The following is a 24,755-nucleotide window of genomic DNA, read 5'->3' as shown; positions in this document are numbered from 1 at the left end:
CATAGGCAAGTATACCCATGGGGTTCATATTATTTATTATGTTGCATCTGCCACTTTTGATTGCGACGTAAGGTTAATAAGCCTTCTAACACGGCTTCAAATTGTATAAAGCTCAATGTATATGGTTGATACATATCTGGTACAACCTTGTAAGTAATAGTAACCTCAGACTTATCGTAATCATAGAAGATACCATGTAAATTACTCATTGTTGTATAACCAGTTTGAGCTTGTTCCAATGTTGGAATAGGCTGATTTTTTAGATTTCCTAGTAGATCGCTAATGAAACCTTCCTTACGACCTTGGTCATTGAGCATTTCATCCATAAAACTACGTAGACTATCCATGCAATGATTAACCTCTTTGATCTAATAATAAGCCATTATGAATTACACGAACAGCATCTTTTACGCGATCTTCAGCAACAAGACAAGAAATACTAATTTCAGAAGTAGAAATGATTTCAATATTGATACCTTCTTGGCTCAAGATATCAAACATTTGCGCAGCTACACCAGGTTGTCCTAACATACCTGCACCAATAATGGAAACTTTCGCCATTTTTTCATCGATATTAACAGCTTCAATATCTACTGCTTTTTGTAATTCTTCTAATACTTCTCGAGCTAGTACCACATCATCCATAGCTACTGTAAAGATAAGATCAGTTTTTGGTTCTCCCACAGAACGGATAGATTGAACAATCATATCTACGTCAACGTTTCTAGCAGCTAATGCTTTAAATACAGTCGCTGCAACGCCTGGTTTATTTTCAACGCCTACAAGGGCTACTTTTGCTGTATTTGTATCATCAGCTACGCCAGTAATTACGTGTTTATTTGCTTCCACAGTATAATCCTCCCGAATAATAGTACCTGGTTTATCACTAAATGTAGAACGTACATGAATAGGTACACCATAACGGAAACCCATTTCTACGGCACGCGGTTGCATTACACCTGCACCAAGGCGTGCCATTTCAAGCATTTCACCATACGTTACTTCTTCTAATTTGAAAGCTTCCTTCGCCACGCGAGGATCTGTAGAATATACGCCGTCTACATCCGTAAAAATCTCACATACATCCGCTTTCATAGCACCTGCCAATGCAACAGCTGTTGTATCAGAGCCACCACGGCCTAATGTCACCATATCACCATATTCAGTTATACCTTGGAAACCAGCAACTACTACTATTTTACCTTCATCCAAAGCTTCAAACACACGATTAGGATCAACGCCCAAAATGCGACCTTTATTAAACGTATCACTACTTGTAATACCTGCTTGATCACCTGTTAAGGATACAGATTCCTGACCACGTTCGTTAAAAGCCATTGCCATCAATGCAATTGTTACTTGTTCACCTGTAGATAACAAACGATCCATTTCACGACCATACGGCTTGGATGTAACTTGTTTAGCTAAGGCCACCAAGTCATCAGTTGTATCACCCATAGCGGATACAACAAGAACGATTTTATCGTCAGCTTGCTTCTCACGAAGAACGCGATCAACAATATTAAATATTTTTTCTGGTGTAGCTACGGAACTACCACCAAATTTTTTAACGATTAAGGCCACAATAATCCCTCATTTAACTATGTTTACTAAATATCAATATGCATATACTTTACCACAAACAAATAGCACTGTAAAGGGATGTACAGCAATTAATCCACTGGAGTGATACAAAACTCCTTTTTATGCGGACACTAAAAATCAAATAATATGTTTATAATATTATGAATATGCATTAAATAATCCTAACATATATTAGCCATAATGCCATTAAATACCTACTATTGAAAGTTTAACTTTACCTCATTATTAAGCTATGTAAACACATAGATATACAAAAAGACCAGCCCACGGGCTGGTCTTTATTAGTTGTTTTAGTTAATTAAGCAACTACGATATCTTTTTCGGATTCCCACAAGCCATGGATATTGCAGTAGGAAACAGCGATCAATTTACCGGATTTTTTCAAAGCTACTGCTAAAGTACCTTCAGAAACTGCTGCCACAGGACCTTCATTTGCAGTTGCACCGTCACCATGAACGTTGAACTCGATAGCGCCAACTTCGAATGGTAATTGAGTGCCTTCAGCTACGAAGTACAATTTAATCCAATCAATGTGATGTTCTACAGTGTTTGGATGTGCAATGTCTTTACCTACGGATAAAGTAACGTGGAATGTTTCACCTGCTTTTACAGTGTCAACTGTTTCGATAACAGGAACGTGTTTTTCAGTAGCGAAATCGCCAGATTTAATGTAATCATGTACAGCCATAGTTAACCTCCTGGTTAGTCTTATATACATACTTAATGTCAAGAATATTGAGCACCTCTGTGCTTATGACTATATTATACATTTTCGATATAGTTTTAGCAAGTTCTTTTTCGATATTTTTCGATTTTTTTAATTTAGTTAGAATTCAATTCCTTTAGCAGCCTTAATGCCCTTTTCATAAGCATGCTTTACTACATTCATCTCCGTTACAGTATCTGCCATATCAATGATTTCAGGTTTAGCATAGCGACCCGTCATAACAACATGAAGTCTTTCTGGCTTATTTTTAAGCATTTCCACTACAGAATGCACATCGATAAGCTCATAATTAATGGCATTATTTATTTCATCCATAACAATTAGATCCCATTTATCAGAGTTTACTTCCTCTACTAATGTACGCCAAGCGGCTTGTGCTGCTTCTTTGTGGCGAGCAAGCTCAGCTTCCCCTACTTCATCCCGTTTATAGTAAATAAAGCCTTTTCCCATAGAGCGAATTTCAACTTGATCACCTAGTTTAGCAAGACCTGCCAATTCACCATAACCATTACCGCTCTTAATAAATTGTAATATAAGAACCTTGAAACCTTGTCCGACAGCACGTAAAACAACGCCTAATGCCGCTGTTGTTTTACCTTTACCATTCCCTGTATTAACTAGAATTAATCCACGTTCTTCCATAATAGCTCCTTTAATACGAACTGTCCCGCAATAACTTTAAGAACTAACTATTCCTGATTAATTACATTCTCCTCATATTTACTAATAGGATCGCAACAATACATATGAATATAATTGCAATAGCACATTACAATACTTATGTATGTAATTGTGATAATACATAGTAATATAAACCTATTAAATACATTTATAGATCTATTACTTTTGGGCTTTATAAGCAGCACATGTATCAACAAAATGTTGTGCCCCTTCATCAGAGCCAGCAAAGTTCAAATGTAAGTAAGAAGCTAATACATTTTTTGTTGCATAGCCGCCGTCATACGATTGAGGTTTACGGCCTCCTTCTAAATGAAAAGCCCATGGAAAGTCATCTATAGTTGGCTCCATTGTAGAGAAATGGAACTCATGACCACGAATAGCTGTATTCATAGCTCCTAATAAAGTATCTCTCTTTGCAGTTGCTGTAACATAGCCCACCTTTTGAAGCTTTTGTTGCATCACACAATTGGCAGGTACAATACCTACAGTTTTATATACAGAACCTCCAAAGTCATTAATACTTTCACAAAGATACATGAGGCCACCACATTCGGCATAAATAGGCATACCTTGTGCATTAGCTTGGCGGATAGATTCCTTCATAGACTCATTGCTAGATAACTGAAATAAAAACATTTCTGGGAAGCCACCACCGAATACAAGTCCGTCTACATCAGGAATTACCGAGTCATTAAGCGGACTAAAGTAAACAAGCTCAGCCCCTTTTTCCTCTAACGCAGCAAGACTAGCTGGATAGTAAAAAGAGAACGCTTCATCATAAGCTACACCGATTTTCACACGTTTTTCAATGGTTTTAACATCTATAGCATCTGGTAGTTCGATAGTTGGTGCATTAGTAGCAATTTCCAATAGTGCATCGAGATTTACCATCTTCTCAACAGCTTCTCGAATCGTATTAATCGCCTCTGTTGGATCAATTTCAGTAACCGGTGTAAGTCCTAAATGACGTTCTGGAGAATGCATACGATCATCACGATAAATGGCACCAATAACAGGTACCCCGATTTTATCCATCCCTTCACGAACCATACGCTCATGATTGGCTGAGCCTAAGCGGTTCAAGATGACACCACCAAAGTTTACCTCTGGGTCATAGTCACGGAACCCTTTAGCAATAGCGGCTGCACTTTCACCCATAGCTTTACAATCAATAACAAGCACCACTGGTGCATTTAACTGTTTAGCAATTTGAGCCGTAGAACTAACGCCCTCTCGACCACCATCGTAAAGGCCCATAACACCTTCAATAATGGCAAGGTCTACATCATGTGCCATTGTAGCAAAGAAAGGAGTCAACTTGTGAGGTGGCACGAGCCACGTATCTAAATTATAGCTGTCACGGCCGGATGCAATTTTATGAAAGCCCGGATCAATATAATCCGGGCCCACTTTAAAAGATTGCACCGTACGTCCACCATTTGCATAAGCGGCCAATAAACCCGCTACGATAGTTGTTTTACCAACACCAGAGTTGGTACCAGCAATGACAACACGTGGAATCTGTACTGTGTTCATAGATATTACCTCGTAATACGATGTGTTTGTTAACGATCCTTGCGTTTTGCAAGAATTGTAGATAAGTAGTTGAGTTTAGTATCTTTTGGCATATTATCTAAACCTACGAATACTTGCTCATCAGGCAAACCTACACGGCTAATCATAACCGCATCATCTGCCATATTATGTTTAATCAAGGTTTCTTGTACTTCATCAAAGTTTTTATATACCTTCATAATAACTGCATCATCTGCAACAGCCAATACAGCATCGATTTTTTCTTTAGGCGCTGTAGCTGGAACGATGGCCAATACCTCTTCCTTCTCTACGATTGGATAGCCAAGGTGAGATCCGATAGCACAGAATGCAGTAACGCCAGGAATTGTTTCAATTTCATGCCCTGTGTTTTCAATCAAACGGTATACATACATATATGTGCTGTAGAACATAGGATCACCTAATGTTAAGAATACAACACTTTTACCTTCATCCAAATAAGACAAGATAACGCGTTTAGCCTCTTGCCAGCCTTCCTCTTGCGTAGAATCATCCAACACCATTGGGAATACTACGGGAACGATTTCTGTATGTTCTTGGATATATGGGGATGCGATATCAAGGGCTACGGAACCATCTTTCTTTTCTGTTTTAGGTGTGATAATAATATCTGCTTCTCCTACGATGCGAGCAGCTTTCACAGTCATTAATTCAGAATCGCCAGGGCCTACGCCAATACCATATAATTTACCTTTCATGGGTATCTCCTATTCTTATAGTCACACTCTATTTATAATTGCAATATCTTTTATTATAACCAATTTATACAATATATACAAAGATACTATTTAATATTTGGTATTGCAGGACGATGTGGGCTACGTTTGCCATACAAATCGTCGATACAATCTTGCACATGTTGACGGAAAATATCATGAATCGCTTCATATTCACCTAGAGCACTATGAATTGGTTTAACCTCATATCCTGCTCCAGCGAGTTCATTCACTATGCTATCCTCTTCGTCACCAAATAAATCATTTTGTGCATGATCCCCGAGTACCAATAATAAAGGATGTACATAAATTGTTTTTGGGCGTTTACCATCAAGCCATTCCCAAGGCATTGCTACATCTGACACATATGGTGCGTTTTCAAGTACAGCAATACGCACATTCGTAAGTCCATTACGGATTAGCTTAAACTGTAAATTACCATATGAAGAATTGCCAGAACCAAGACCTCCATGACCAACCAATAACAAACCATCATCTTTGGAAATATTAAGAGATTTAATGAAACGGTCAATCAAAATTTGGTAATCATCTGGATGCTCTTCTTGTCCCATGTAGTATACGAGAGGTCTACCTACACGCAACACTTCGAGTTGTCCTTCACCTTCATGAGCAAGGATATTATTTTTTAATTTATCGAACTCTTCACCACCGGTGAAATGAAGTGGCTGCACATATACATGTGTATAACCTTCTTGAATCAGTTTCTCTAACGCCCCTTGTTCAGTAGGAATCTCAATACCACGCTCACGTAAGCGCTTAACGATGATACGAGACGAAAAAGCTAATTCTACAGTATAATCCGGATACGATTTACGAATATGTTCTACTACAGAATCGATATTATGTACACGAGCACTGTCCACAGTGGACCCAAAGGCAACAACTAAGATAGCTTGTTTCATGAATGTCTCCTTATATTAACTAATAATGTATCTTAATCATACCATAGACCATTCTCTAGGGGCATACCATGGTACGTATAAAATGGAAATTATTCTTATCTTTCATGGTAAAAGTAAAAATCCTCCTCATTGGATATCCAACAAGGAGGATTTTTATTAATGTGAAGGAGTGCAGTAATGTATGTCTAATTATGTAATAGCAAATATCAAGAAATCAAACCTTGCGCTTCCAAGCGAGAATTTGTCATCACAGGTTTTACGGATTCTCTAGGCATGGGCCGCTTCCGATCAGACATGCGGATAGCTTGACCTAAATGTTTCAAAAATAAATCTTGTACATGTGGGTTTTCCCCAAGCCCTTCATTCCAGATATCAACATTATAGCCTTCCTCAGCGAGTAAAGCATAAATGGAATCGGAGCGTTCACCGCCAAGATAGTCCATTAAATGTGTAGAACCTATGAGAGCCAATGGTACAACTAATAAATCTTTATGCCCCATACGATCCAAGAAAGTAAGAGCTTGTTTAAAAGTAGGGAAACCATTTGTAGTAAATACTACTACGTTTGGTGCTGCACCATACATTGCCTTTAATTGCAATGTACTGAACTCTAATTGATTTTGGCCATTCGCCATGAGCACAACAGATTTATTAAGTGCTTTTGTATTAACGTGACGAACAATGCTTTCTAATGTTGCTTCATAATCATCGGCATAATTTTTTACACCTAAAGAGGTAAGCAATGGTTTACCGATATTTACCTGGCTAAAACCATATTCATTGCTATGTAAAAACTTTAATGCTTGTTTGCGCATTTGTTGGTAGCACTGATCTGCCACCAATGTAATAGGTTGAATGTACACCTCATCAATTCCCATGCGAGCGAAATCTTGCATAGCCTCTGTGAAAGAAGAAATCTTATCTTCGTACTTCTCATTCCACTTCTCTACTAATGCATCAGATAAGAATACGCGGCGTACCTCCATATCACTATACATGGAACGTACTTTTTTCTCTATACTGCCAATGGATTTCTCCACAGCATCTTGGTAAATTGATCCAAAGGATGCAATAATTATGCCTTTCATATGTGACCTCCATATTACTCATACATGAAACAACTTTCACAATTGAAAACTGTTATCAACTACTATGTAATAATAGTACAAGATTAATCTATAGAAGTCAATGAGAAAAAATATCAAAATTAACATTTATAACGATCAATTTAGTTGTAGTAACGTTATGGGCCCCATCAAAATAGTCCTAAATAAAAAGGAAAAATAAAATTACTCACATATTCACATATTCATACCCTTATAACCAACAAGAATATAATTATAAAGTGTACTATCATACTATATTCATCACATTAATTTATTAATACTTTCTTATTTTCTCTATACTTCTAGGGGTATAGGGTTTATTGACACTCCTTAGCCCCTCTGCTACGATTGATTTAAGGTTATATATATGCGATAAATCCATAGTTCTCATTATATTAGAACTATGTGAATGATTGCATATTAGTGTAGTTATAGTTATAAATTAGGAGTATAGAAATGAAAAAACAATTAGCTTTAGCATCCGCTATTCTAGGTCTTGCAGTATCCTTTGGTGCACCTGTTGTATCTAATGCTGCATACCAATTAAATCCTGAAGTAAAAGACCCTACTCCAGCATTAAAAGAAGCTTCTGCAATCGGTGTTCGTACACACAATACTGAAGCTTTACAAAACTTGCCAAACAAAGATGCTATGGTTGTTATGAGCTTTGGTACAACTTATAAAGATACTCGTGCGAAAACAATCGATGCAACTGTAGATGCTATTAAAGCAGCTCATCCAAACACAAAAGTAATTACAGCTTTCACAAGCCATATTATTCGTGATCGTATCCAACAAAAAGAAGGTATTACTTACCCAACTCCTGAAGAAGCATTGGCTGAACTTAAAAAAGACGGTTACACTCGCGTTGCATTAGCATCCCTTGATGTAATTCCTGGTATGGAATACAACTACGATACAGCAGTATATAATTTGTACAAAGATAATTTCAAAAAAATGACACTTGGTACATCTCTTATGTACTGGATGGGTCAAGAAAACCAAACTGACCAAGTTATTGAAACATTAAAAGCTGTTCAATCTCAATTCCCTAAATTAGGCAAAGAAGACGCTCTTCTTATCATGGCTCATGGTACTCCAGATCCTTCCAATGCTTACTATTCCGTAATTCAAGACCGTATCCATACTCTTGGTATGAAAAATGTATTCGTCTACACAGTAGAAGGTACTCCAAATCTTGAACAAGTTATCCCTCAATTAAAATTACATGGTATTAAGCACGTTACATTGATGCCATTCATGATGGTTGCAGGCGACCATGCTAACAATGACATGGCTGGTAATGAACCAGATTCCCATAAATCCATCCTTGAAAAAGAAGGCTTCAAAGTTGACACTTACATCCATGGCTTAGGTGAAAATCCTAACATCCGTAACTTATTCGTTGAACGTGCTAACGAATCTTGGGACGCATTACAAAAATAATCAATCCATAATTTAACTAGTATCGTTATATAACGTACATAGGAGTACATCATGAAAAAACTACTACTTTGTAGTCTCGCTTTGGTCATGGTTGTACTAGCAATAGCTGGGTGTGGTAAATCCACATCCAGCTCTTCTGCTACTACGAAGGAGTTGACCTTTAATGGTCAAACCTATACTGTACCAAAGGATCCACAAAAAATTGCTGTATTATCTAATTCTGTTTTATCTATGCTTTATGCTGTCGATGGTAAAGCCATTAGCCGTGCCAATACAACGGATAAATTAGCCCCAGAATTAGAAGCTCTACCCGCTCTTGGTCAAACTGCAAATATCAACATGGAACAACTATTAGGCTTGAAGCCAGATGTGGTATTGGGTTTAGTAAATCAACATAAAAAATATGAATCCCAATTACAAGCTAATAATATTCCAACCGTACTTTTTGATTACGATGGTATTAAAGATAATGTACCAATGTTAACATTCCTTGGCGAGTTAACCAATCATCAAGATAAGGCTAAATCTATTATTAATACCTATGAAAGCAATATTACCAAGGTAAAAGATGCTGTTAAGAATCAACAGCCTGCACGTGTTGCCGTATTACGTGCCACAGGAAAAGGTGTAACTGCCGAAACTGATGAAGCAGTTACTGCATCTATGGTAAAAGAACTAGGCATGACAAACGTTGTTGCCTCCCACTTAGAAGGTACAACCAAGGATAAAACTGTCCCTTACTCTCTTGAAACATTGACTGCAGATAACCCTGATATTATCTTTGTTGTTACAATGGGTAAAGAAGAAGAAATTACAAAAGCTATGAAACAAGCTATGACAGATAATCCTGCATGGGCTAATTTAAAAGCCGTACAAAATAACCGCGTAATATACTTACCATCTAAACTATTCCTATTAAACCCAGGACTACAAACACCTGAAGCTATGGCACGTTTAGTTAAAGAAGCATACGGTATTAATGTTACATTCTAACATATTGTATCATGCGAAAGAGGGCATCCCCCAAATAGGGAATGCCCTCTTTTTCTATTAGTATCAAGCTACTCAACTAATCCTTTTACGCGCACATATTTTTTATTATCAAATGTATCAAGTTGTACATCTACAGAGAATACATCTCTAAACAACTCATCCGATATAATTTTACTTGTCTCTCCTGATGCTACTAAATGGCCTTCTTTTATAACAGCCATATAATGTGAATATTGAACCGCCTGTGTTAGTTCGTGAAGTACCATGAGAACGGTTAAATCTTGTTCCTTATTTAATCGTTTCAATAACTCCATAATTTCTAATTGGTGATTAATATCTAAATATGTTGTTGGTTCGTCTAAGACTAATAATTTTGGTTGCTGTGCTAGCGCCATAGCAATCCAAACGCGTTGCCGTTCACCACCAGATAGGGATGGGATTAATTGTTCTCGCAAATGATTCGTTTTCGTGATATGTAACGCATAGTCAACAATCTCACGATCTTCTTTAGCCGTGTTTTTCCACCATGTTTGGTATGGATACCGTCCACAATATACCAATTCTTCTACAGTCATATCCTTTGGCATATTCGGTACTTGTGGCAAAAATGCCATTTGCCGTGCCAGATTGTTTTGAGAATATGATTGTAACGGTTTATCAAATATGGTAATACATTCATGAGGGCTATGAATATATCCGATCATAGATCGTAAAAGCGTACTTTTACCACAGCCATTAGGCCCTATTAATGTCGTAATTTTACCGATAGGAACCGATACATTAATGTCATGTAGAATATGACGATTGCCAAGAGTTACGGATAACTGTTTTACATCAATAGCGGTATTCATTAGTTATCCCTCCTCAATAGATACAAGAAGAACGGCGCTCCAAAGAATGCCATAATAATGCCCACTGGTACCTCTATAGGGCTCCACATAACACGTCCTATTGTATCACTAACAACAAGAACTAGAGCGCCTAATAATGCAGATCCAGGCAGTAAATATGCATAGTCATTACCGATTATAAGACGTAACATATGGGGAATAACCAAACCTACAAATCCGATAAGCCCAGCTATACTTACAGCACCAGCCGCTAAAAGAGCAGCCACTGCAGTCATAATAAACCGTGTTTGTTCTACCTTAAGGCCTAATCCCTTTGCAGTTTCATCACCCAAACTTAAAATGGTAAGTCGTTTAGCTCCTAAACAGGCAAAAATAAGGCCAACTATAGCATATGGAAACAGCACTTCTACCTGAGGCCAACTGCGTGCAGCGAGTCCTCCTACCATCCAAAGCAATGCCCCTTGTACACGATCACCGAAGAATACAAGTAGTGCTGAAATACCTGAGCCTAAAAAGGCTGCGACCGCAACACCAGCTAAGATAATACGACTAGGTCGCACTCCATTTTTCCATGCTAGTGCATACACCATGAGTGCTGCAGCCATAGCACCTAAAAAGGCTACCAACGGAACTATATGATCATACCCAGGGAATAAAATAAATATGATAACACCAGCCAGCCCTGCACCAGAGGATACCCCTACAATCTGTGGATCTGCTAGAGGATTTTTCATAACTGCTTGCAAAATTGCACCAGATACAGCTAGACAAGCCCCCACTAACGCAGCTACAATATTGCGAGGCAATCGAATATTCCAAATAATTTGTGAAGATGTGTCAGTTAGCTCACTAGACCATAATGTATGCCAAATCTCAGCTAATGATACGGATGTTGATCCCCAAATAAGAGATATAATCATGCTCATAATAACGGCGATGATTAAGATACAAATCACTGATACACGAAATAATTTTCGTTCATTACTAGATGCCATATGAACCCCCTCTCAAAACCTACCTAATGTAATATAAGTCTCTTATAAAATGAACTCTATTTTACAGATACTACATTATAAGAAATTTAATATAACATAATTACTGTGTTTATCTAATTTATGTTTAGCAATTATTGTGAAAAATATATACAGTAAAACCCGAATCGCAAAACTACTAAAACACGATTCGGGTTTTGTATTATTTAGATTCTTTACCTTCTACAAAAAGCATGTCATTGCGTTTTACGTCTGTGTAAAGTAATGCATTACATACGGAGGCAGCGATTGGGCTACCGCCTTTGTTGCCTTTTACAGTGATGTAAGGAACTGGAGATACTTCCATTAAATAGTCTTTAGATTCTGCAGCACCTACGAAGCCTACAGGGATACCAATGATAAGAGCTGGTTTAATGCCTTCTTCAAGAGCAAGGCGCAATACTTCATACAATGCAGTTGGTGCATTGCCGATAGCAACAATTTGTCCTTCTAATTGTTTGCCAAAGGTACGCATAGCTGCAATGGAGCGAGTTACACCTAACTCTTTAGCCATTTTAGCTACGTTTTCATCTTTAATTAAGCAGTGCACTTCATTACCGCGAATTTTAAGAGCTGGCTTAGAAATACCTGTGCGAACCATTTCTACATCTGTATAAATATCTGCACCATTATCCAATGCTTCAATACCTTTTTGAACAGCATCAGGGCTCATTTTTACGAGTTGAGCATATTCGACATCACCAGACGCATGTACTGTACGAGATACTACGCGCACTTCATCATCTGTTAAGCCTAAATCCTTTACATAATCGTAAATGATTTCCATGCTTTTATCTTCAATAGCTTTAGGATTTTTAACGTAATCCATTCGTTTCCTCCCATAATTTAAAGAATTCATCATTTGATGATACCACGTGACTTTCAAGTTTAACACGCGGACGATCGATAACAATAACATGGATACCAAGATCCATAGCAGCTTGTAATTTTGTATCTGCACCACCTACAAGACCAGAGTTTTTCATAACTACAACACTAGCCTTTGTATCGTGGAACATGATGCGGTTCATATCATAAGAAAATGGACCTTGGACAGCAACAATGCGCTTAGGGCTCACGTTGAGGTCTTCCATCATTTGTAACACCTCTGCGGTCGGCAAAATACGTGTCCATACTTCACAATCTTGTAAAGCCTCAGATTTAGCAAAGATGTGCATTGTCTTACTACCTGTGGTCAAATACACATGTTTGTTATTTTCCTTTGCCAGTTTACCAGCTAAATTAGCTGCTTCTACCTCATCAACTACAATATGCAATTTATCATAGTCTGGTAATGGTACCTCTTTGCGTTCAAAACGAACAAAAGGAATACCTTCAGCTTTTGCTGCATCTTGAGCCGTAGCTGTAACAATAGCAGCATACGGATGACTTGCATCGATTAATAAACGTACATTATGTTTCTTAATCAAATCCTGCATAGCCTCTTGGTCAAGACGGCCCGTATGAACAGTAATTCCCTTATGGGCGGCAAGCTCTGCCCCATACTGACTCACAACAGTAACGAGAACCTCTTCACCTGTCCGTTCTTGAATATCTACCGCTAAGGTACGACCATCTAAGGTACCGGCGATGACCCAAATCATAATTTGTAGCCTCGAGGTGTAATCATGCGGCCATTTTCAACATAGGTTTGGCTATTACCGATAATAACAAGTGTTTGCATATCCACTTCTTCTTTTGTAAAGTTTTCAAGGTCAGAAATTACCATATGTTGACCTGGGCGTCCTGCTTTTTGCACGATGCCAACAGGTGTTTTTGGGTCGCGGTATTTAAGAACGATTTCACGAACTTCATCTAAGTGAGTAACACGTTTTTTACTGCGCGGATTGTACAAGGAGATAACCATGTCACCTTGTGCACAAAGATCAGCGCGTTTTTTAATTAAATCCCATGGAGTCATCAAGTCACTGAGAGAAATAACCGCAAAGTCATGCATCAAAGGTGCACCCAATACAGATGCTGCTACATTTACAGCACTAAGGCCAGGTACGATATCTACGGAAGGGCGTTTTTCTGCTGGTACCTTATTAGCAAGTTCCAACACAAGACCTGCCATGCCGTACACGCCAGAGTCACCAGAGGATACTACAACTACTTGATGGCCTTCTACCGCTAAATCAACGGCTTGTTGGCAACGATCGACTTCTTGCATCATGGCAGTACCTACAGTTTCTTTACCTTCAATGAGGTCTTTGATCAAGTCAAGATAAGTCAAATAACCTACTACGCGGTCAGCTGCTAAGATGGCTTCGCGTGCTTGCGGTGTCATAAACTCTTCATCGCCAGGGCCTATGCCGATTACTTTGATGTTACCTGTGCAATGGCTACCGTTGTTTTGGGATAAATTGTTTTGTGCTGTATTAATGTTCGGCTCTTGGCCGCTAGTAATGCTGTTGTCTCGCATACGTTTCCTACTCCTATAGTTCCTTTTACAAAATTAGATTCTTTTAATTTTTCTTCTTCAATAAGTGGTGCCATCTCGTCCTGTGTATAGAACACGATAGGCCACCCCATAATTTCCATAGCCTCCAAGAGGCCTACTTCATCTTGTTTAACAATTACCGATGCTGCCGTTACAAGGCTTTTAGGTGAAAGTTTATGCGCTGCTAGTGATTGTTGTATGGCGTCAAGAATCAATTCCTTTGGCGTATCTCGGCGACAGCCAATGCCCATCGTATACGTACGAGGACGCAAAATCAATTGATGTCCATACTCAACAATTACTTTATCTGTAATTACAACTCGAGATGATCCCTCTTCGGAGCTTTCATTCTTACATGGCATAGAATCAAGTTGCTCTAACGAAACAACATGAACCTTACCATGTTCACCAATATGATCTTTCGCAGATTCTTTTAAATGCTCTGCATTAGATAAGCTCTCATCAATGTAATAATCAACCCGCTCGCCCCCAACAATGGCAGAGTTCACATTGATTAAGGTTTGAAAATCATCTACCAACAGATGCTCGTGGCGCGCTAACACATCAGGCGCTGGCAATCCGTTTACATCCGTTGCAGTTGTAATAACAGGGTCCGCATCGATGGCCAGTGAAATGGACTGTGTCCATTCGTTGGCACCCCCAAGGTGACCAGATAATAAACTAATTACATGGTGCCCTACTTCGTCCATTACGACTACCGCAGGATCCTTAGATTTATGCTCAATATACGGTGCAATCATGCGCACTACAATACCGAGTGCCATGATGCATAATACTTGATCGTAATCCTTAAAAATCTGTCCGATATGGCTTTTGAGGGAATCAAAATAAATAGCCTCACCACCAGAAGGACGGTTTTCTTTTTCAAAGCAATCTGCATGAGGTGCCACCAAAGACTTGATGCGTTGACCTAGCTTTGCACCTCGTTCAGATACAGAAAGAATAGCCGTTCTATTCTTCTTAGCTCCCGTCGTAGGCACAACAGTTTCTAGTTCTTTCATTATACTAGTCCTTAGCACTGCGGTACATATGAGCAAAGCCTTTATCATAGAGTTTAGACAATTCGTATTCACTATCTAATACATGGCTTACAACGATCATAGCTTGGCGCAATACGCCTTCTTTAGCTACGATGTCCGCAATAGTTTCCAATGTGCCACGAATAATACGTTGGTCTGGCCAAGAAGCTTTTACCACGATAGCCACTGGAGTCGTTTTGTCATAACCGCCCTCGATGAGTTCAGCTACAACCTTATCTAACATTTGAACGCTAAGGAAAATACACATTGTCGCTTCATGAGATGCTAACATGCGCAATTTTTCCTTTGGAGGCATCGGTGTACGACCTTCCATACGCGTAATAATGACTGTTTGAGATACATTTGGCAATGTATATTCTTGTTTCAATGCCGCAGCTGTAGCAAGGAAAGAGCTTACACCTGGTACGACTTCATAAGAAATCCCCATGCTAGCAAGTGCATCCATTTGCTCTTGAATAGCACCGTAAATAGCAGGGTCACCTGTGTGAAGGCGAACTACGCTTTTACCAGCCTCAACAGAAGCTTTCATAACAGCCAATACCTCATCAAGGTTCATAGTAGCACTGTTATGAATTTCACAGCCTGGTTTACAAGCCTCTAAAATGGCAGGGTTTACCAAGGAACCCGCATAAATTACAACATCTGCCTCTTGCACTAAACGATACCCTTTGCGAGTAATTAACTCAGGATCCCCAGGGCCTGCGCCTACAATATATACGTCAACCATATTACTCTCCTTCTGCGATACGCGTTGCAGATACAATGAAAATTGGACTCAATGGGTCTAACAAATGGTAGGGACCAGCCTTGCGGTAACGACTGATGGACATTTGGTAACCTTCATACGTGAAAGGACGACCTTTCAACTCTTTAAGGATTGTATAGCCAGTTTCCATCGTTACAGCAGTTACAACTAGACGGCCACCTACTTTTAACAGACGTTGCGCCTCGTCCATGATGCCTGTCATGCCACCAGCGCTACCACCGATGATAACCGCATCAAGCTCAGGCAATTCTTCCATGCCTTCAGGAGCTTTAGACTTGATGACAGTCATATTATTAACATTGAATTTCTTCATATTCTCATTGATAAGGTCGATGCCTTTATCAAAGCGCTCAATTGCATATACATGCCCTTTAGGAGCTGCCAAGGCTGCTTCAATAGAAATAGAGCCCGTACCAGCACCTACGTCAAGGACTATGCTATCCTCCTCGATGCGTGCCTCATTCATAACGGCTTTGCGAATTTCGCATTTCGTCATCGGCACATCGCCGCGGATAAACTCCTCATCAGGAATTCCGAAAAAATGTCTCATCCTAGTACCACCATTACAGAATGACCAAAGCCTTCAAGCTCAGTTAACACCTCTAGCGTAGAGTCTACGATTTTTTCATCATCATAACTCAAGCGCTCAAGGGCTGCCGCTCTCGTTTCTTTTGGCCAACCTGCATCTATTAAAATACGCGCAATATGCGCTGGATTATATTCTGGGTCAGTTAAGAATCCCATCTTTTTACCTGCTTCATATACGAGTTTTTCGGGCGCCGGTTGACGACCGTGAAAGCTCATTAAATCCGCATCATGCCATACCTCATTAAGACGGGCAAAGGCAAAGGTCATAGAGCTAATGCCTGGCACCACCTCAATAGGGTTAGCAGTAAATTTTTTCTTTAAATAGGGCAATAAGCTATAATAGCCTGTATCGCCACTAACCATAACTACAACGTCATGGTCGTTGAGTTCACGCTCAATTTGCTCCGCTAATACGCTGAGCTTACCTGTTACAGGATATGTAGTTTGGCCAGGCTCTTGAAAGTCCTCTAAAGAACGTTCACTGCCTACCAATACTGTAGCATGTTTAATTAAATTAAGGCCTCTAGGCACCACATAATCAGGATTACCCGGACCAATGCCTACGATATACAAGGTATGTGCCAATGTTCAAGTTCTCCTATCTCTTTTGCATGCTTATCCATTGCCAAGATTTCGCCCTTTAAGGTCGTAATAATGATGCCCACCTCTGCTTCGTTAGCAATATAGCGCTCACTACGTAGTGATGCACGATCTACAACACGTTGGTACACACCAGTCAATCCTTCTCGCTCCAAGATAGGGAATGTAGACTCTGTGGTTTGGCAATTAAATAACTCTTCACACACCTCTTGGGATGCTCCTTCTAAAGCAGCATAGGCCACGATACTTTCCATACGGCCATCACTCATGCGATTATGAGTATGGAAGCTACCACTAGCTAGTTTGATTAACTTACCGATATGACCGATAATTAAGATTCGCTTGAATCCAATCTGTACAGCCTTTTCTAGCATAAATCCGATAAAGTTACTTGTTTCTGCCATTTGGTTCTTATGGATACCCAATACTTGCTCTGCAAGATCTTGACCAATACGCCCCGGTACGAGAACAGCTGTTTCACATCCGTTAGCCTTCATAACTTTCAACTGTGGCACTAACGAGTTCTTAAACCCTTCTTCACTCATAGGCTTAACAATACCAGTAGTACCAATAATGGAAATGCCACCTTCGATACCAAGTGTATGATTTAATGTTTTCTTGGCTAATACCTTACCATTAGGAACACTAACGGTTACCGTTACACCTTGACCATGGACACAATATTCTTCAAAAACTATTTTCATCATTGCCCGGGGCCCTGGATTGATAGCCGGTTCTCCTGGTGGCATAGCAAGGCCTGGTTTCGTTACTGTACCTACACCAAAGCCAGCTCGAAATCGCAGTTCACCAGTATCATCAAGGGACACTGTCGTTTCTACATCATTTCCATGAGTTACATCTGGATCGTCGCCTCCGTCTTTCATGACGGTCACCTTCGCCTCTGTATCGGATATAACCTCTATCGCTTTAATAGGAACCTCAATGTACTGCCCTTGAGGATTCTCAATGACCACTTGGTCCACAATATTCTTATCTAAGAGGGCCAATAAACCAGCTTTCATACCTGCCGTAGCACATGAACCTGTGGTATATCCACCCTTCATGTCCTCCACTTTCATAAGGCCTCCTACACTGATAGTATTAGAGATTCAAACAAGTCTAACTAACCTACCCTATGGACATATAATATTAAGAACGGAAGTTAACAAATTGCAATTCTACAGGGATATCCAATTGTTTTAACATTTGGATTACTGCTTGCAAATCATCTTTATCTTTACCAGATACGCGCACTTGATCCTCTTGGATAGATGCTTGTACCTTAATTTTCATGTTTTTAATTGCTTTTACTACTTCTTTAGCATTTTCTTTAGTAATGCCTTTTTTAATAGTAATGATTTGGCGAACTGTTGCACCTGCTGCTGGTTCAACTTTGCCGTAATCAAGATTTTTAATCGCTACGTTACGTTTAACCATCTTGCCTTTTAATACATCGATAATGGCATTCAATTTGTATTCATCATCACCGATGATTTTAATAGTGTCACCTTCAAGACTAATTTCCGCTTTAGAACCACGGAAATCATAACGCGTACCAATTTCTTTTTTTGCTTGGTTTACAGCATTATCTACTTCCTGCATATCCACTTCAGACACAACGTCAAAGGAACAATCTTTAGCCATTTTATACCTCCTACACCTGAACCTATTGGGCATAAGGTTCATAGCATTACTTTCATCATCCTCATATTCCAAGTGAAAGTGTAAAACTACACCAAATCGGAATACATCTCTATAATTATACCTTAAAATATGCTTATTTTCTAGGTAAATCGATTTTCTTAATTATAATTGTTAGCTATGTATTAATGAAGCTTTTATAAGTATAGTGAAAGTTCTCTAATACGGTTATGCAACGCAATACACAAGACAAATAATATAAAAAACTAGCAACATACATAATATATGTACATTGCTAGTTCTATATAACGCTATTCTGTTGTATTTAGTTTATAGCTAAGAACTATAACTAAACAATACTAATTAAGCCAAAACTAAAGACAATACAAATTCAAAGGAATTCTACAACCCATTATATTATAAAACGTTTACCGCATCATATGTAGGTTGTACAAGCCATTCGCCTTTGGAGTTCATAATTCCCCATTTGCCTTTAGACTTAACAGAACTGAAACCATGGTTAAAGGACTTAGCGTCTTCAATAATTTTGTTTGTATCTTTAAATAAAATATGACCATTATTATCTATGATTGTATAGCCCTCTTTACCAGTATGAACCCATGTTACAGTATCGTTGTTGAACGGTTCAATAGTTGTTTCTGTTTGAGCAGAATACAAGGATTTACCACTATTCATATCGATAAGGTTTTTAACATGATCTTTCACAACCACTAAACGGTCAGTCCCTGCAAAGGAAATAGAATCATATTTGAAGGTTACTACTTGCTTACCTGTTGATACATCGAAAATGCCCCATTTCTCAGTCTTATTGTCTCTTAACGCTAATAGACCATTTAATTTATCCATTTCACCTGCATCGTAATCGCCTGGTTGAATAACAACTTCACCTTTACGGTTCACAAAGTATAAGTTACCAGCATCTTTGATTACCGTACCATAAGCTGTGATAGGCCATACTTTATCTTTTTTGCTGTCGATTACGATATTACCAGAACGATCGATATAGCCACGTTTTGCACCATCATAGGCAAAACCACCTACGTGATAATGTTGACCACCTAAAAGCGCACCTCCAAGGATACCGCCCACGATGAAGCCACCTACAAGACCACCTAAATTAAAGCCACTCACGGAGCGGCGGTATTCAGCCAGACCATTACGGTATCTATATACCTCTTTAGATGGAGCATTAAATAATTCTTTACCAGTACCATCAATCGCTACGATTTTACCTTTAGCATTTTTAACAAAAGCACGGTCTTCGCTAAATCCAGTCACGATTTGACGGAATTGTGGAGCAATCACTACTTTATCATCAGTAGTTTTAAAGCCATATTTACCTTTTTCTTTAAACTCTACATAAGAATCACTTGCATACTCTTGAGTTGCTTCTTGTTTTACACGTTCTTTTAAAGCTTCCTCTTCAGAGATTTCTAGACCCTTAGGGGTAACCCAAGTGTCTGTTTTCTTATCTACTTGAGATAACACATTGCCCGTTTTATAATCAACATCTTTAATTTCTTTATACTTAGGCTCAATGGCAACGGTACCGTCTGGACGGATAACACCCCATTTACCACCTTGTTTCATAGCTGCCAATACACCATGTTCAAGGACTTCGTCATTTTTGAAAGTAGTGCCTTTACCAGATTTTAAAGATTTAGGTGCATTGCGATAAGGATTTAATGCGCTCGCCACATCAGCTGCGATATAGCCAGAAAGTGCACTACGCTCTTCAATTTTTTGAGGAGTCATAACGCCTACACTAGCTTTTGTACTTTTAGTGGAGCTAGAGCTCTCTGTACGAACAGTAGAAGTTGATGTAGTCGTTGTATGTTCCTCACGAGTTACACGTGTACTAGTAGATGTTGGTGTATCGTGGTTTGTTATCGTTGTGCTACTAGTAGATGTTGTAGTAGATGCCGCAAAAGTTGTTGTAGACATAGCCGCTAACACACATGCGACTAATACAGATTTCTTGTTAATATTCATAAACCTCTCCTTTTATAGAATAAGCTATAACCATACAGTCGTTAACATACATATATAGTTCATAAAATATACTGTTATAACTAAACACACAGTTTTACAGTAAAAAAAAGTTCACACATAAATAATGTATAAAATTTAATAATTCAAATTATACTATATGGACCTTCATAAAAACAACGAATTATGAAACATTCTTCATTTTTATTTTATTTGTTATAATAATACGTATGAAAATAGCAACAATAATCAACTTAATTGTAGATTCTGATGTACACACACAATCTATAAATCATATTATAAAACAACACAATATCTCTCATCGCATGAGACGACGTTTACGAAGTGATGCCATCATAACAGTTAATGGTAAACCTGCTACCTGGAATACGCTCATTCACGGTGGTGATCATCTCATTATGAAGTTAACACCAGAGCAAGAGTTTAGTTTAAGCCCTATGGAACTAGATATCATATATGAGGACGAATATATTTTAGTCATTAATAAGGCGGCTGGTATTCTTATGCACCCTACTTCTACCATACGAGATCATACGCTGGCAAATGGTGTACTTCATTACTACCAAGAAACAAATCAGTATTATGATTTCCATCCCGTACACCGATTAGATAAGGATACCTCAGGTATTGTCATCATTGCTAAAACATCAGTAGTCCAACATGCGTTTGATAAAAAACACACCCATTTTTACAAAATCTACGACGCCATTGTAGAAGGGCATCTCCCTTCTATGCGTATAAGCATTAACTGGCCTATAGGTCGTAAACCAGGCAGTATCATTGAGCGCTGTTGTACAGTCCAAGGAAAGCCGGCTCGCACGGATATAACTATTATTAGTAAAAATACAAGCAAAATCAGTAGTGGTAAGATTAATTCTGATGATGTAATTACGATGAATAATAATAGTAATATTTGTCCAACCGACAACTCTCTAATAGCTTATAATTACTTTACCCATGTGCAATGCTTATTGCACACAGGGCGCACTCATCAGATTCGAGTTCATTTATCTCAACTAGGGTATCCACTAGCTGGTGATGACTTATACGGTGGTCATCTAGAATCTATCCAACGCCAAGCACTGCATGCAGCGCGCGTAAGCTTTTACCATCCCATAACAAATGAATGGCTCGAACTGCATGCAGAGATGCCAGAGGATATGAATGTATTGCTGAACGATTGAGCTGATATAACACCAATAAATAAATGCTAATACACAGAAATAACCCACATGGGTCACAAAACAAGACGAAATTTATGCATAAGTTATACAAAAAATATTGGCCCTTTATAGTGTTTCTTGATATACTTAACTTGAATTGATATATGATTGCAATAACAGAAATGCATCTAGTTCTTACAAGCTAGAAATATTAGCAGTCACGGTATTAATAACATGATATAACAGGCCCTATGGCCAAGGAGGACAACATGCCATTAGTTACTACTACAGAAATGTTCAAAAAAGCCTATGAAGGCGGCTATGCTGTTGGCGCTTTCAATGTAAACAACATGGAAATCGTACAAGGTATTGTAGATGCAGCAAAAGAGGAACAATCTCCTCTTATCTTGCAAGTATCTGCAGGCGCACGTAAATATGCTAAACATATTTACCTTGTAAAACTTGTGGAAGCCGCTCTTGAAGACAGCAATCTACCAATCGCTCTTCACCTTGACCACGGCGATTCCTTCGACATTTGTAAAGACTGTGTAGATGGTGGTTTTACATCTGTTATGATTGATGCATCTCATCATGATTTCGATGAAAACGTAAAAATCACAAAACAAGTTGTTGAATATGCTCACGCTCACGGCGTTGTAGTAGAAGCAGAATTGGGCCGTTTAGCAGGCGTTGAAGATGATGTAAACGTATCTGATGCAGATGCTCGCTTTACTGATCCAGAGCAAGCTGCTGAGTTTGTCCATCTTACAGGTGTAGACTCCTTAGCAATCGCTATCGGTACCAGCCACGGTGCATACAAATTCAAAGGCGATCCTTACCTCGATTTCGATCGTTTGAAAAAAGTAGGCGAATTATTGCCTAACTTCCCAATCGTATTGCATGGAGCATCCTCCGTATTACCTGAATTCGTAGCAAAATGTAATGAATTTGGTGGCAACATTCCTGGTGCACAAGGCGTACCTGAAGAAATGCTTCGCAAAGCAGCTCAAATGGCAGTTTGTAAAATCAACATCGATACAGACCTTCGCCTTGCTATGACTGCATCTGTACGTGAATACTTGGCTCAAAACCCATCTGAGTTTGACCCACGTAAATATTTAGGACCTGCTCGTGATGCTATTAAAGGCATGGTAGCTCACAAAATCAAAAATGTATTAGGTTCTTCTAACAAACTATAATCAATGGCTAGTGGATTTTTAAAAGGAACCTTAATTTTAACAATTGCCGGTTTCGTAGTGAAAGCCATCGGTAGTATCAACTGGATTCTTCTATCCCGCATCTTGGGCGGTGAAGGCATCGGCATCTACCAGATGGCCTTTCCTATCTATTTGTTACTATTGCAAATTTCGAGCGCAGGTGTGCCGATTGCCATCTCTATTTTGACGGCAGAACGATTAGCCTTACACGACTTTGGTGGTGCTAAGAGAGTATTCAATATTTCTTTTACAATGTTGACTATAACAGGTTTTATCGCCAGTCTTGCCATGTACTTTGGTGCAGATTGGTTAATCTCTAGTGGTCTCATTGCTGAAAGCCGTGCCTACTACTCTATCATCGCGCTCGCTCCGGCAGTATTCTTTGTAACATGGATTTCCTGTTTCCGCGGGTATATCCAAGGCTATGAAATGATGACGCCTACAGCGATTAGCCAAATTGTAGAACAATTGCTACGGGTTATCGTTATGCTTGGTGCTGCTGCTATTTTATTACCTTACGGCTTACCGGCCGCGGCAGGTGGAGCTAGCTTAGGTGCTGGCGTAGGTGCCTTTGGTGCCTTCCTAGTGCTCTTGTACTACTACTATAAATTACCTAAGGCAAGTAGTACTGGTGAAAGCTACGATGGGCCTCGTGAATCAGCTAAAGAAATTTTGTCACGACTCTTAACCTTGTCCATTCCAATTTCCTTAGCAAGTATCATGTTACCGTTGACGGCGAATCTCGACTTACTTATCGTACCACGTCGCTTATTAGATGCTGGGTTCCCAATGAACGAAGTAACAGAACTCTTCGGTTACCTTACTGGGATGGCGGTACCGCTCATCAACTTGGCTACCATCATTACCGCAGCCCTTGCGACAAGCATTGTACCAGCTATCTCTCATGCCTTTGCAAAACGCGATCATCAAGGTATATATGATCGCACTGCTGGCTCTATGCGTTTAACATTTATGGCAACCGTACCATTTACAGTGCTATTATATGTACTTGCTGCCCCAACTGTTACACTGATTTACAATGCGCCTAAGGCAGAACTAGCAACGCAAATCACGGCATTCTCTATATTCTTCCTAGGTGTACATCAAGTAACAACAGGTATTCTACAAGGTCTCAACAGACCACGTATTCCAGTCATAAATATAGGGATTTCCCTCATAATCAAGGTCATCCTTAACTGGACACTGACTGCTATTCCTTGGCTTGGCATCGGCGGTGCCGCTTGGGCAACCGTTGCTGATATTGGCTTTGCCGCATTACTTAACTTGATTTATATCAAAAAATACACAGGCTACTTCCTTGATATTTCCCTGCTTTGGAAAAACGTGGTCAGTGCCGGTGTTATGGGTATACTTATTTTCATGAGTTACCATTACTTAATAGACATCCTACCAATGTGGGCTAACTTTATACTCACAGGTATTGAAGGATTACTACTATACGTAATTATCATGGTTCTTTTAAAAGGCCTTAATAAAAACGATGGTGCTAGCATGCCACTCGTTGGTAGATTCTTTAGATAAGCTGTATATACTTACATAAAAATAGGTTCCTAATAGTCACCTATATGAC

At 39.1% G+C, this 24,755-nt stretch carries 25 protein-coding genes; 5 read left to right on the top strand and 20 right to left on the bottom strand.

The features are described 5' to 3' along the window. Positions 1-29 precede the first annotated feature (29 nt). From E6X37_RS01170 to E6X37_RS01135, 8 genes are all read right to left on the bottom strand, one after another. Positions 30-347 (bottom strand): hypothetical protein, encoded by a 318-nt coding sequence (locus tag E6X37_RS01170; RefSeq protein ID WP_004696238.1) that lies wholly within the window; start codon positions 345-347, stop codon positions 30-32. Positions 348-354: 7 nt separating this feature from the next. Next, positions 355-1,584, bottom strand: coding sequence for an aspartate kinase (locus E6X37_RS01165; RefSeq protein ID WP_004696945.1), 1,230 nt, complete (start codon positions 1,582-1,584; stop codon positions 355-357). A gap of 319 nt (positions 1,585-1,903) precedes the next feature. After that, a complete protein-coding gene (locus E6X37_RS01160; RefSeq protein ID WP_004696242.1) occupies positions 1,904-2,293 on the bottom strand; it encodes a class II SORL domain-containing protein in 390 nt (129 codons plus the stop codon). A 138-nt stretch (positions 2,294-2,431) separates the two neighbouring features. Further along, the gene (gene cobO, locus E6X37_RS01155) at positions 2,432-2,974 is read right to left on the bottom strand and encodes a cob(I)yrinic acid a,c-diamide adenosyltransferase (protein WP_227037051.1); all 543 of its coding nucleotides are present in this window, start codon (positions 2,972-2,974) and stop codon (positions 2,432-2,434) included. Between the two features lie 198 nt (positions 2,975-3,172). Beyond that, complete coding sequence (locus E6X37_RS01150) at positions 3,173-4,549, bottom strand: cobyrinate a,c-diamide synthase (protein ID WP_227037052.1); 1,377 nt, start codon at positions 4,547-4,549, stop codon at positions 3,173-3,175. 29 nt (positions 4,550-4,578) lie between these two features. Then, positions 4,579-5,286 (bottom strand): precorrin-2 C(20)-methyltransferase, encoded by a 708-nt coding sequence (cobI, locus tag E6X37_RS01145; protein ID WP_012864519.1) that lies wholly within the window; start codon positions 5,284-5,286, stop codon positions 4,579-4,581. Positions 5,287-5,372: 86 nt separating this feature from the next. Then, positions 5,373-6,227, bottom strand: coding sequence for a sirohydrochlorin cobaltochelatase (locus E6X37_RS01140; RefSeq protein ID WP_120055323.1), 855 nt, complete (start codon positions 6,225-6,227; stop codon positions 5,373-5,375). Between the two features lie 206 nt (positions 6,228-6,433). Next, positions 6,434-7,315, bottom strand: coding sequence for a sirohydrochlorin cobaltochelatase (locus E6X37_RS01135; RefSeq protein WP_004696252.1), 882 nt, complete (start codon positions 7,313-7,315; stop codon positions 6,434-6,436). A gap of 474 nt (positions 7,316-7,789) precedes the next feature. Here E6X37_RS01135 and E6X37_RS01130 point away from each other — a divergent pair, with 474 nt between their 5' ends. Together E6X37_RS01130 and E6X37_RS01125 are read left to right on the top strand one after the other, a co-directional pair. Next, positions 7,790-8,779: a sirohydrochlorin cobaltochelatase gene (locus tag E6X37_RS01130; protein WP_101928374.1), complete on the top strand. Its 990-nt coding sequence runs from the start codon at positions 7,790-7,792 to the stop codon at positions 8,777-8,779. 51 nt (positions 8,780-8,830) lie between these two features. After that, the gene (locus E6X37_RS01125) at positions 8,831-9,772 is read left to right on the top strand and encodes an ABC transporter substrate-binding protein (protein ID WP_119563156.1); all 942 of its coding nucleotides are present in this window, start codon (positions 8,831-8,833) and stop codon (positions 9,770-9,772) included. Between the two features lie 68 nt (positions 9,773-9,840). Here the strand turns inward: E6X37_RS01125 and E6X37_RS01120 are convergent, their stop codons facing one another. The 12 genes from E6X37_RS01120 to E6X37_RS01065 all read right to left on the bottom strand — a co-directional run bounded on the left by E6X37_RS01120 (position 9,841) and on the right by E6X37_RS01065 (position 20,766). After that, positions 9,841-10,623, bottom strand: a complete 783-nt coding sequence (locus tag E6X37_RS01120; RefSeq protein ID WP_105086614.1) for an ABC transporter ATP-binding protein — start codon at positions 10,621-10,623, stop codon at positions 9,841-9,843. Continuing rightward, the gene (locus E6X37_RS01115; protein ID WP_021148283.1) at positions 10,623-11,618 is read right to left on the bottom strand and encodes a FecCD family ABC transporter permease; all 996 of its coding nucleotides are present in this window, start codon (positions 11,616-11,618) and stop codon (positions 10,623-10,625) included. The genes E6X37_RS01120 and E6X37_RS01115 overlap by 1 nt, the downstream gene beginning before the upstream one ends. A gap of 199 nt (positions 11,619-11,817) precedes the next feature. Beyond that, the gene (locus E6X37_RS01110; protein WP_004696261.1) at positions 11,818-12,483 is read right to left on the bottom strand and encodes a precorrin-8X methylmutase; all 666 of its coding nucleotides are present in this window, start codon (positions 12,481-12,483) and stop codon (positions 11,818-11,820) included. Further along, positions 12,470-13,258 carry a precorrin-6A reductase gene (gene cobK / locus E6X37_RS01105; protein ID WP_128114217.1) on the bottom strand — a complete coding sequence of 263 codons (789 nt, stop codon included), beginning with the start codon at positions 13,256-13,258 and terminating at the stop codon, positions 12,470-12,472. Before cobK ends, E6X37_RS01110 begins: the two co-directional genes overlap by 14 nt. Continuing rightward, complete coding sequence (cobJ, locus tag E6X37_RS01100; protein WP_004697003.1) at positions 13,255-13,944, bottom strand: precorrin-3B C(17)-methyltransferase; 690 nt, start codon at positions 13,942-13,944, stop codon at positions 13,255-13,257. Before cobJ ends, cobK begins: the two co-directional genes overlap by 4 nt. A gap of 29 nt (positions 13,945-13,973) precedes the next feature. Next, positions 13,974-15,119 (bottom strand): cobalt-precorrin 5A hydrolase, encoded by a 1,146-nt coding sequence (locus tag E6X37_RS01095; RefSeq protein WP_195394681.1) that lies wholly within the window; start codon positions 15,117-15,119, stop codon positions 13,974-13,976. Positions 15,120-15,123: 4 nt separating this feature from the next. After that, positions 15,124-15,885, bottom strand: coding sequence for a precorrin-4 C(11)-methyltransferase (gene cobM / locus E6X37_RS01090; RefSeq protein WP_012864529.1), 762 nt, complete (start codon positions 15,883-15,885; stop codon positions 15,124-15,126). A gap of 1 nt (position 15,886) precedes the next feature. Beyond that, positions 15,887-16,474 carry a precorrin-6Y C5,15-methyltransferase (decarboxylating) subunit CbiT gene (gene cbiT / locus E6X37_RS01085; protein ID WP_009351736.1) on the bottom strand — a complete coding sequence of 196 codons (588 nt, stop codon included), beginning with the start codon at positions 16,472-16,474 and terminating at the stop codon, positions 15,887-15,889. Further along, positions 16,471-17,097, bottom strand: a complete 627-nt coding sequence (cbiE, locus tag E6X37_RS01080; protein ID WP_012864531.1) for a precorrin-6y C5,15-methyltransferase (decarboxylating) subunit CbiE — start codon at positions 17,095-17,097, stop codon at positions 16,471-16,473. Before cbiE ends, cbiT begins: the two co-directional genes overlap by 4 nt. After that, positions 17,073-18,191, bottom strand: coding sequence for a cobalt-precorrin-5B (C(1))-methyltransferase CbiD (gene cbiD, locus E6X37_RS01075; protein WP_316689389.1), 1,119 nt, complete (start codon positions 18,189-18,191; stop codon positions 17,073-17,075). Before cbiD ends, cbiE begins: the two co-directional genes overlap by 25 nt. Positions 18,192-18,261: 70 nt before the next feature. Beyond that, positions 18,262-18,756, bottom strand: coding sequence for a YajQ family cyclic di-GMP-binding protein (locus E6X37_RS01070; RefSeq protein WP_004696277.1), 495 nt, complete (start codon positions 18,754-18,756; stop codon positions 18,262-18,264). Between the two features lie 414 nt (positions 18,757-19,170). Then, positions 19,171-20,766 (bottom strand): WG repeat-containing protein, encoded by a 1,596-nt coding sequence (locus tag E6X37_RS01065; RefSeq protein ID WP_316689388.1) that lies wholly within the window; start codon positions 20,764-20,766, stop codon positions 19,171-19,173. A gap of 227 nt (positions 20,767-20,993) precedes the next feature. Here E6X37_RS01065 and E6X37_RS01060 point away from each other — a divergent pair, with 227 nt between their 5' ends. The 3 genes from E6X37_RS01060 to E6X37_RS01050 all read left to right on the top strand — a co-directional run bounded on the left by E6X37_RS01060 (position 20,994) and on the right by E6X37_RS01050 (position 24,706). After that, positions 20,994-21,968 (top strand): RluA family pseudouridine synthase, encoded by a 975-nt coding sequence (locus tag E6X37_RS01060; protein WP_316689387.1) that lies wholly within the window; start codon positions 20,994-20,996, stop codon positions 21,966-21,968. A 248-nt stretch (positions 21,969-22,216) separates the two neighbouring features. Then, positions 22,217-23,146 (top strand): class II fructose-1,6-bisphosphate aldolase, encoded by a 930-nt coding sequence (fba, locus tag E6X37_RS01055; RefSeq protein WP_316689386.1) that lies wholly within the window; start codon positions 22,217-22,219, stop codon positions 23,144-23,146. Between the two features lie 3 nt (positions 23,147-23,149). After that, positions 23,150-24,706: a putative polysaccharide biosynthesis protein gene (locus E6X37_RS01050; protein WP_316689385.1), complete on the top strand. Its 1,557-nt coding sequence runs from the start codon at positions 23,150-23,152 to the stop codon at positions 24,704-24,706. Positions 24,707-24,755 lie beyond the last annotated feature (49 nt).

The sequence above is a fragment of the Veillonella parvula genome (assembly GCF_032550495.1).
Lineage (GTDB): Bacteria > Bacillota > Negativicutes > Veillonellales > Veillonellaceae > Veillonella > Veillonella parvula_G.
Note: the sequence above shows the minus strand (reverse complement) of the source record. Positions and strands in the feature narration are given on the sequence as shown.

What these genes read in the sequence shown, in the direction of transcription:
- E6X37_RS01170 (WP_004696238.1), bottom strand. Translation starts at nt 347, where the DNA reads ATGGATAGTCTACGTAGTTTTATGGATGAAATGCTCAATGACCAAGGT.
- E6X37_RS01160 (WP_004696242.1), bottom strand. Translation starts at nt 2,293, where the DNA reads ATGGCTGTACATGATTACATTAAATCTGGCGATTTCGCTACTGAAAAA.
- cobO (WP_227037051.1), bottom strand. Translation starts at nt 2,974, where the DNA reads ATGGAAGAACGTGGATTAATTCTAGTTAATACAGGGAATGGTAAAGGT.
- E6X37_RS01150 (WP_227037052.1), bottom strand. Translation starts at nt 4,549, where the DNA reads ATGAACACAGTACAGATTCCACGTGTTGTCATTGCTGGTACCAACTCT.
- cobI (WP_012864519.1), bottom strand. Translation starts at nt 5,286, where the DNA reads ATGAAAGGTAAATTATATGGTATTGGCGTAGGCCCTGGCGATTCTGAA.
- E6X37_RS01140 (WP_120055323.1), bottom strand. Translation starts at nt 6,227, where the DNA reads ATGAAACAAGCTATCTTAGTTGTTGCCTTTGGGTCCACTGTGGACAGT.
- E6X37_RS01135 (WP_004696252.1), bottom strand. Translation starts at nt 7,315, where the DNA reads ATGAAAGGCATAATTATTGCATCCTTTGGATCAATTTACCAAGATGCT.
- E6X37_RS01130 (WP_101928374.1), top strand. Translation starts at nt 7,790, where the DNA reads ATGAAAAAACAATTAGCTTTAGCATCCGCTATTCTAGGTCTTGCAGTA.
- E6X37_RS01125 (WP_119563156.1), top strand. Translation starts at nt 8,831, where the DNA reads ATGAAAAAACTACTACTTTGTAGTCTCGCTTTGGTCATGGTTGTACTA.
- E6X37_RS01120 (WP_105086614.1), bottom strand. Translation starts at nt 10,623, where the DNA reads ATGAATACCGCTATTGATGTAAAACAGTTATCCGTAACTCTTGGCAAT.
- E6X37_RS01115 (WP_021148283.1), bottom strand. Translation starts at nt 11,618, where the DNA reads ATGGCATCTAGTAATGAACGAAAATTATTTCGTGTATCAGTGATTTGT.
- E6X37_RS01110 (WP_004696261.1), bottom strand. Translation starts at nt 12,483, where the DNA reads ATGGATTACGTTAAAAATCCTAAAGCTATTGAAGATAAAAGCATGGAA.
- cobK (WP_128114217.1), bottom strand. Translation starts at nt 13,258, where the DNA reads ATGATTTGGGTCATCGCCGGTACCTTAGATGGTCGTACCTTAGCGGTA.
- cobJ (WP_004697003.1), bottom strand. Translation starts at nt 13,944, where the DNA reads ATGACACCGCAAGCACGCGAAGCCATCTTAGCAGCTGACCGCGTAGTA.
- E6X37_RS01095 (WP_195394681.1), bottom strand. Translation starts at nt 15,119, where the DNA reads ATGAAAGAACTAGAAACTGTTGTGCCTACGACGGGAGCTAAGAAGAAT.
- cobM (WP_012864529.1), bottom strand. Translation starts at nt 15,885, where the DNA reads ATGGTTGACGTATATATTGTAGGCGCAGGCCCTGGGGATCCTGAGTTA.
- cbiT (WP_009351736.1), bottom strand. Translation starts at nt 16,474, where the DNA reads ATGAGACATTTTTTCGGAATTCCTGATGAGGAGTTTATCCGCGGCGAT.
- cbiD (WP_316689389.1), bottom strand. Translation starts at nt 18,191, where the DNA reads ATGAAAGTGGAGGACATGAAGGGTGGATATACCACAGGTTCATGTGCT.
- E6X37_RS01070 (WP_004696277.1), bottom strand. Translation starts at nt 18,756, where the DNA reads ATGGCTAAAGATTGTTCCTTTGACGTTGTGTCTGAAGTGGATATGCAG.
- E6X37_RS01065 (WP_316689388.1), bottom strand. Translation starts at nt 20,766, where the DNA reads ATGAATATTAACAAGAAATCTGTATTAGTCGCATGTGTGTTAGCGGCT.
- E6X37_RS01060 (WP_316689387.1), top strand. Translation starts at nt 20,994, where the DNA reads ATGAAAATAGCAACAATAATCAACTTAATTGTAGATTCTGATGTACAC.
- fba (WP_316689386.1), top strand. Translation starts at nt 22,217, where the DNA reads ATGCCATTAGTTACTACTACAGAAATGTTCAAAAAAGCCTATGAAGGC.
- E6X37_RS01050 (WP_316689385.1), top strand. Translation starts at nt 23,150, where the DNA reads ATGGCTAGTGGATTTTTAAAAGGAACCTTAATTTTAACAATTGCCGGT.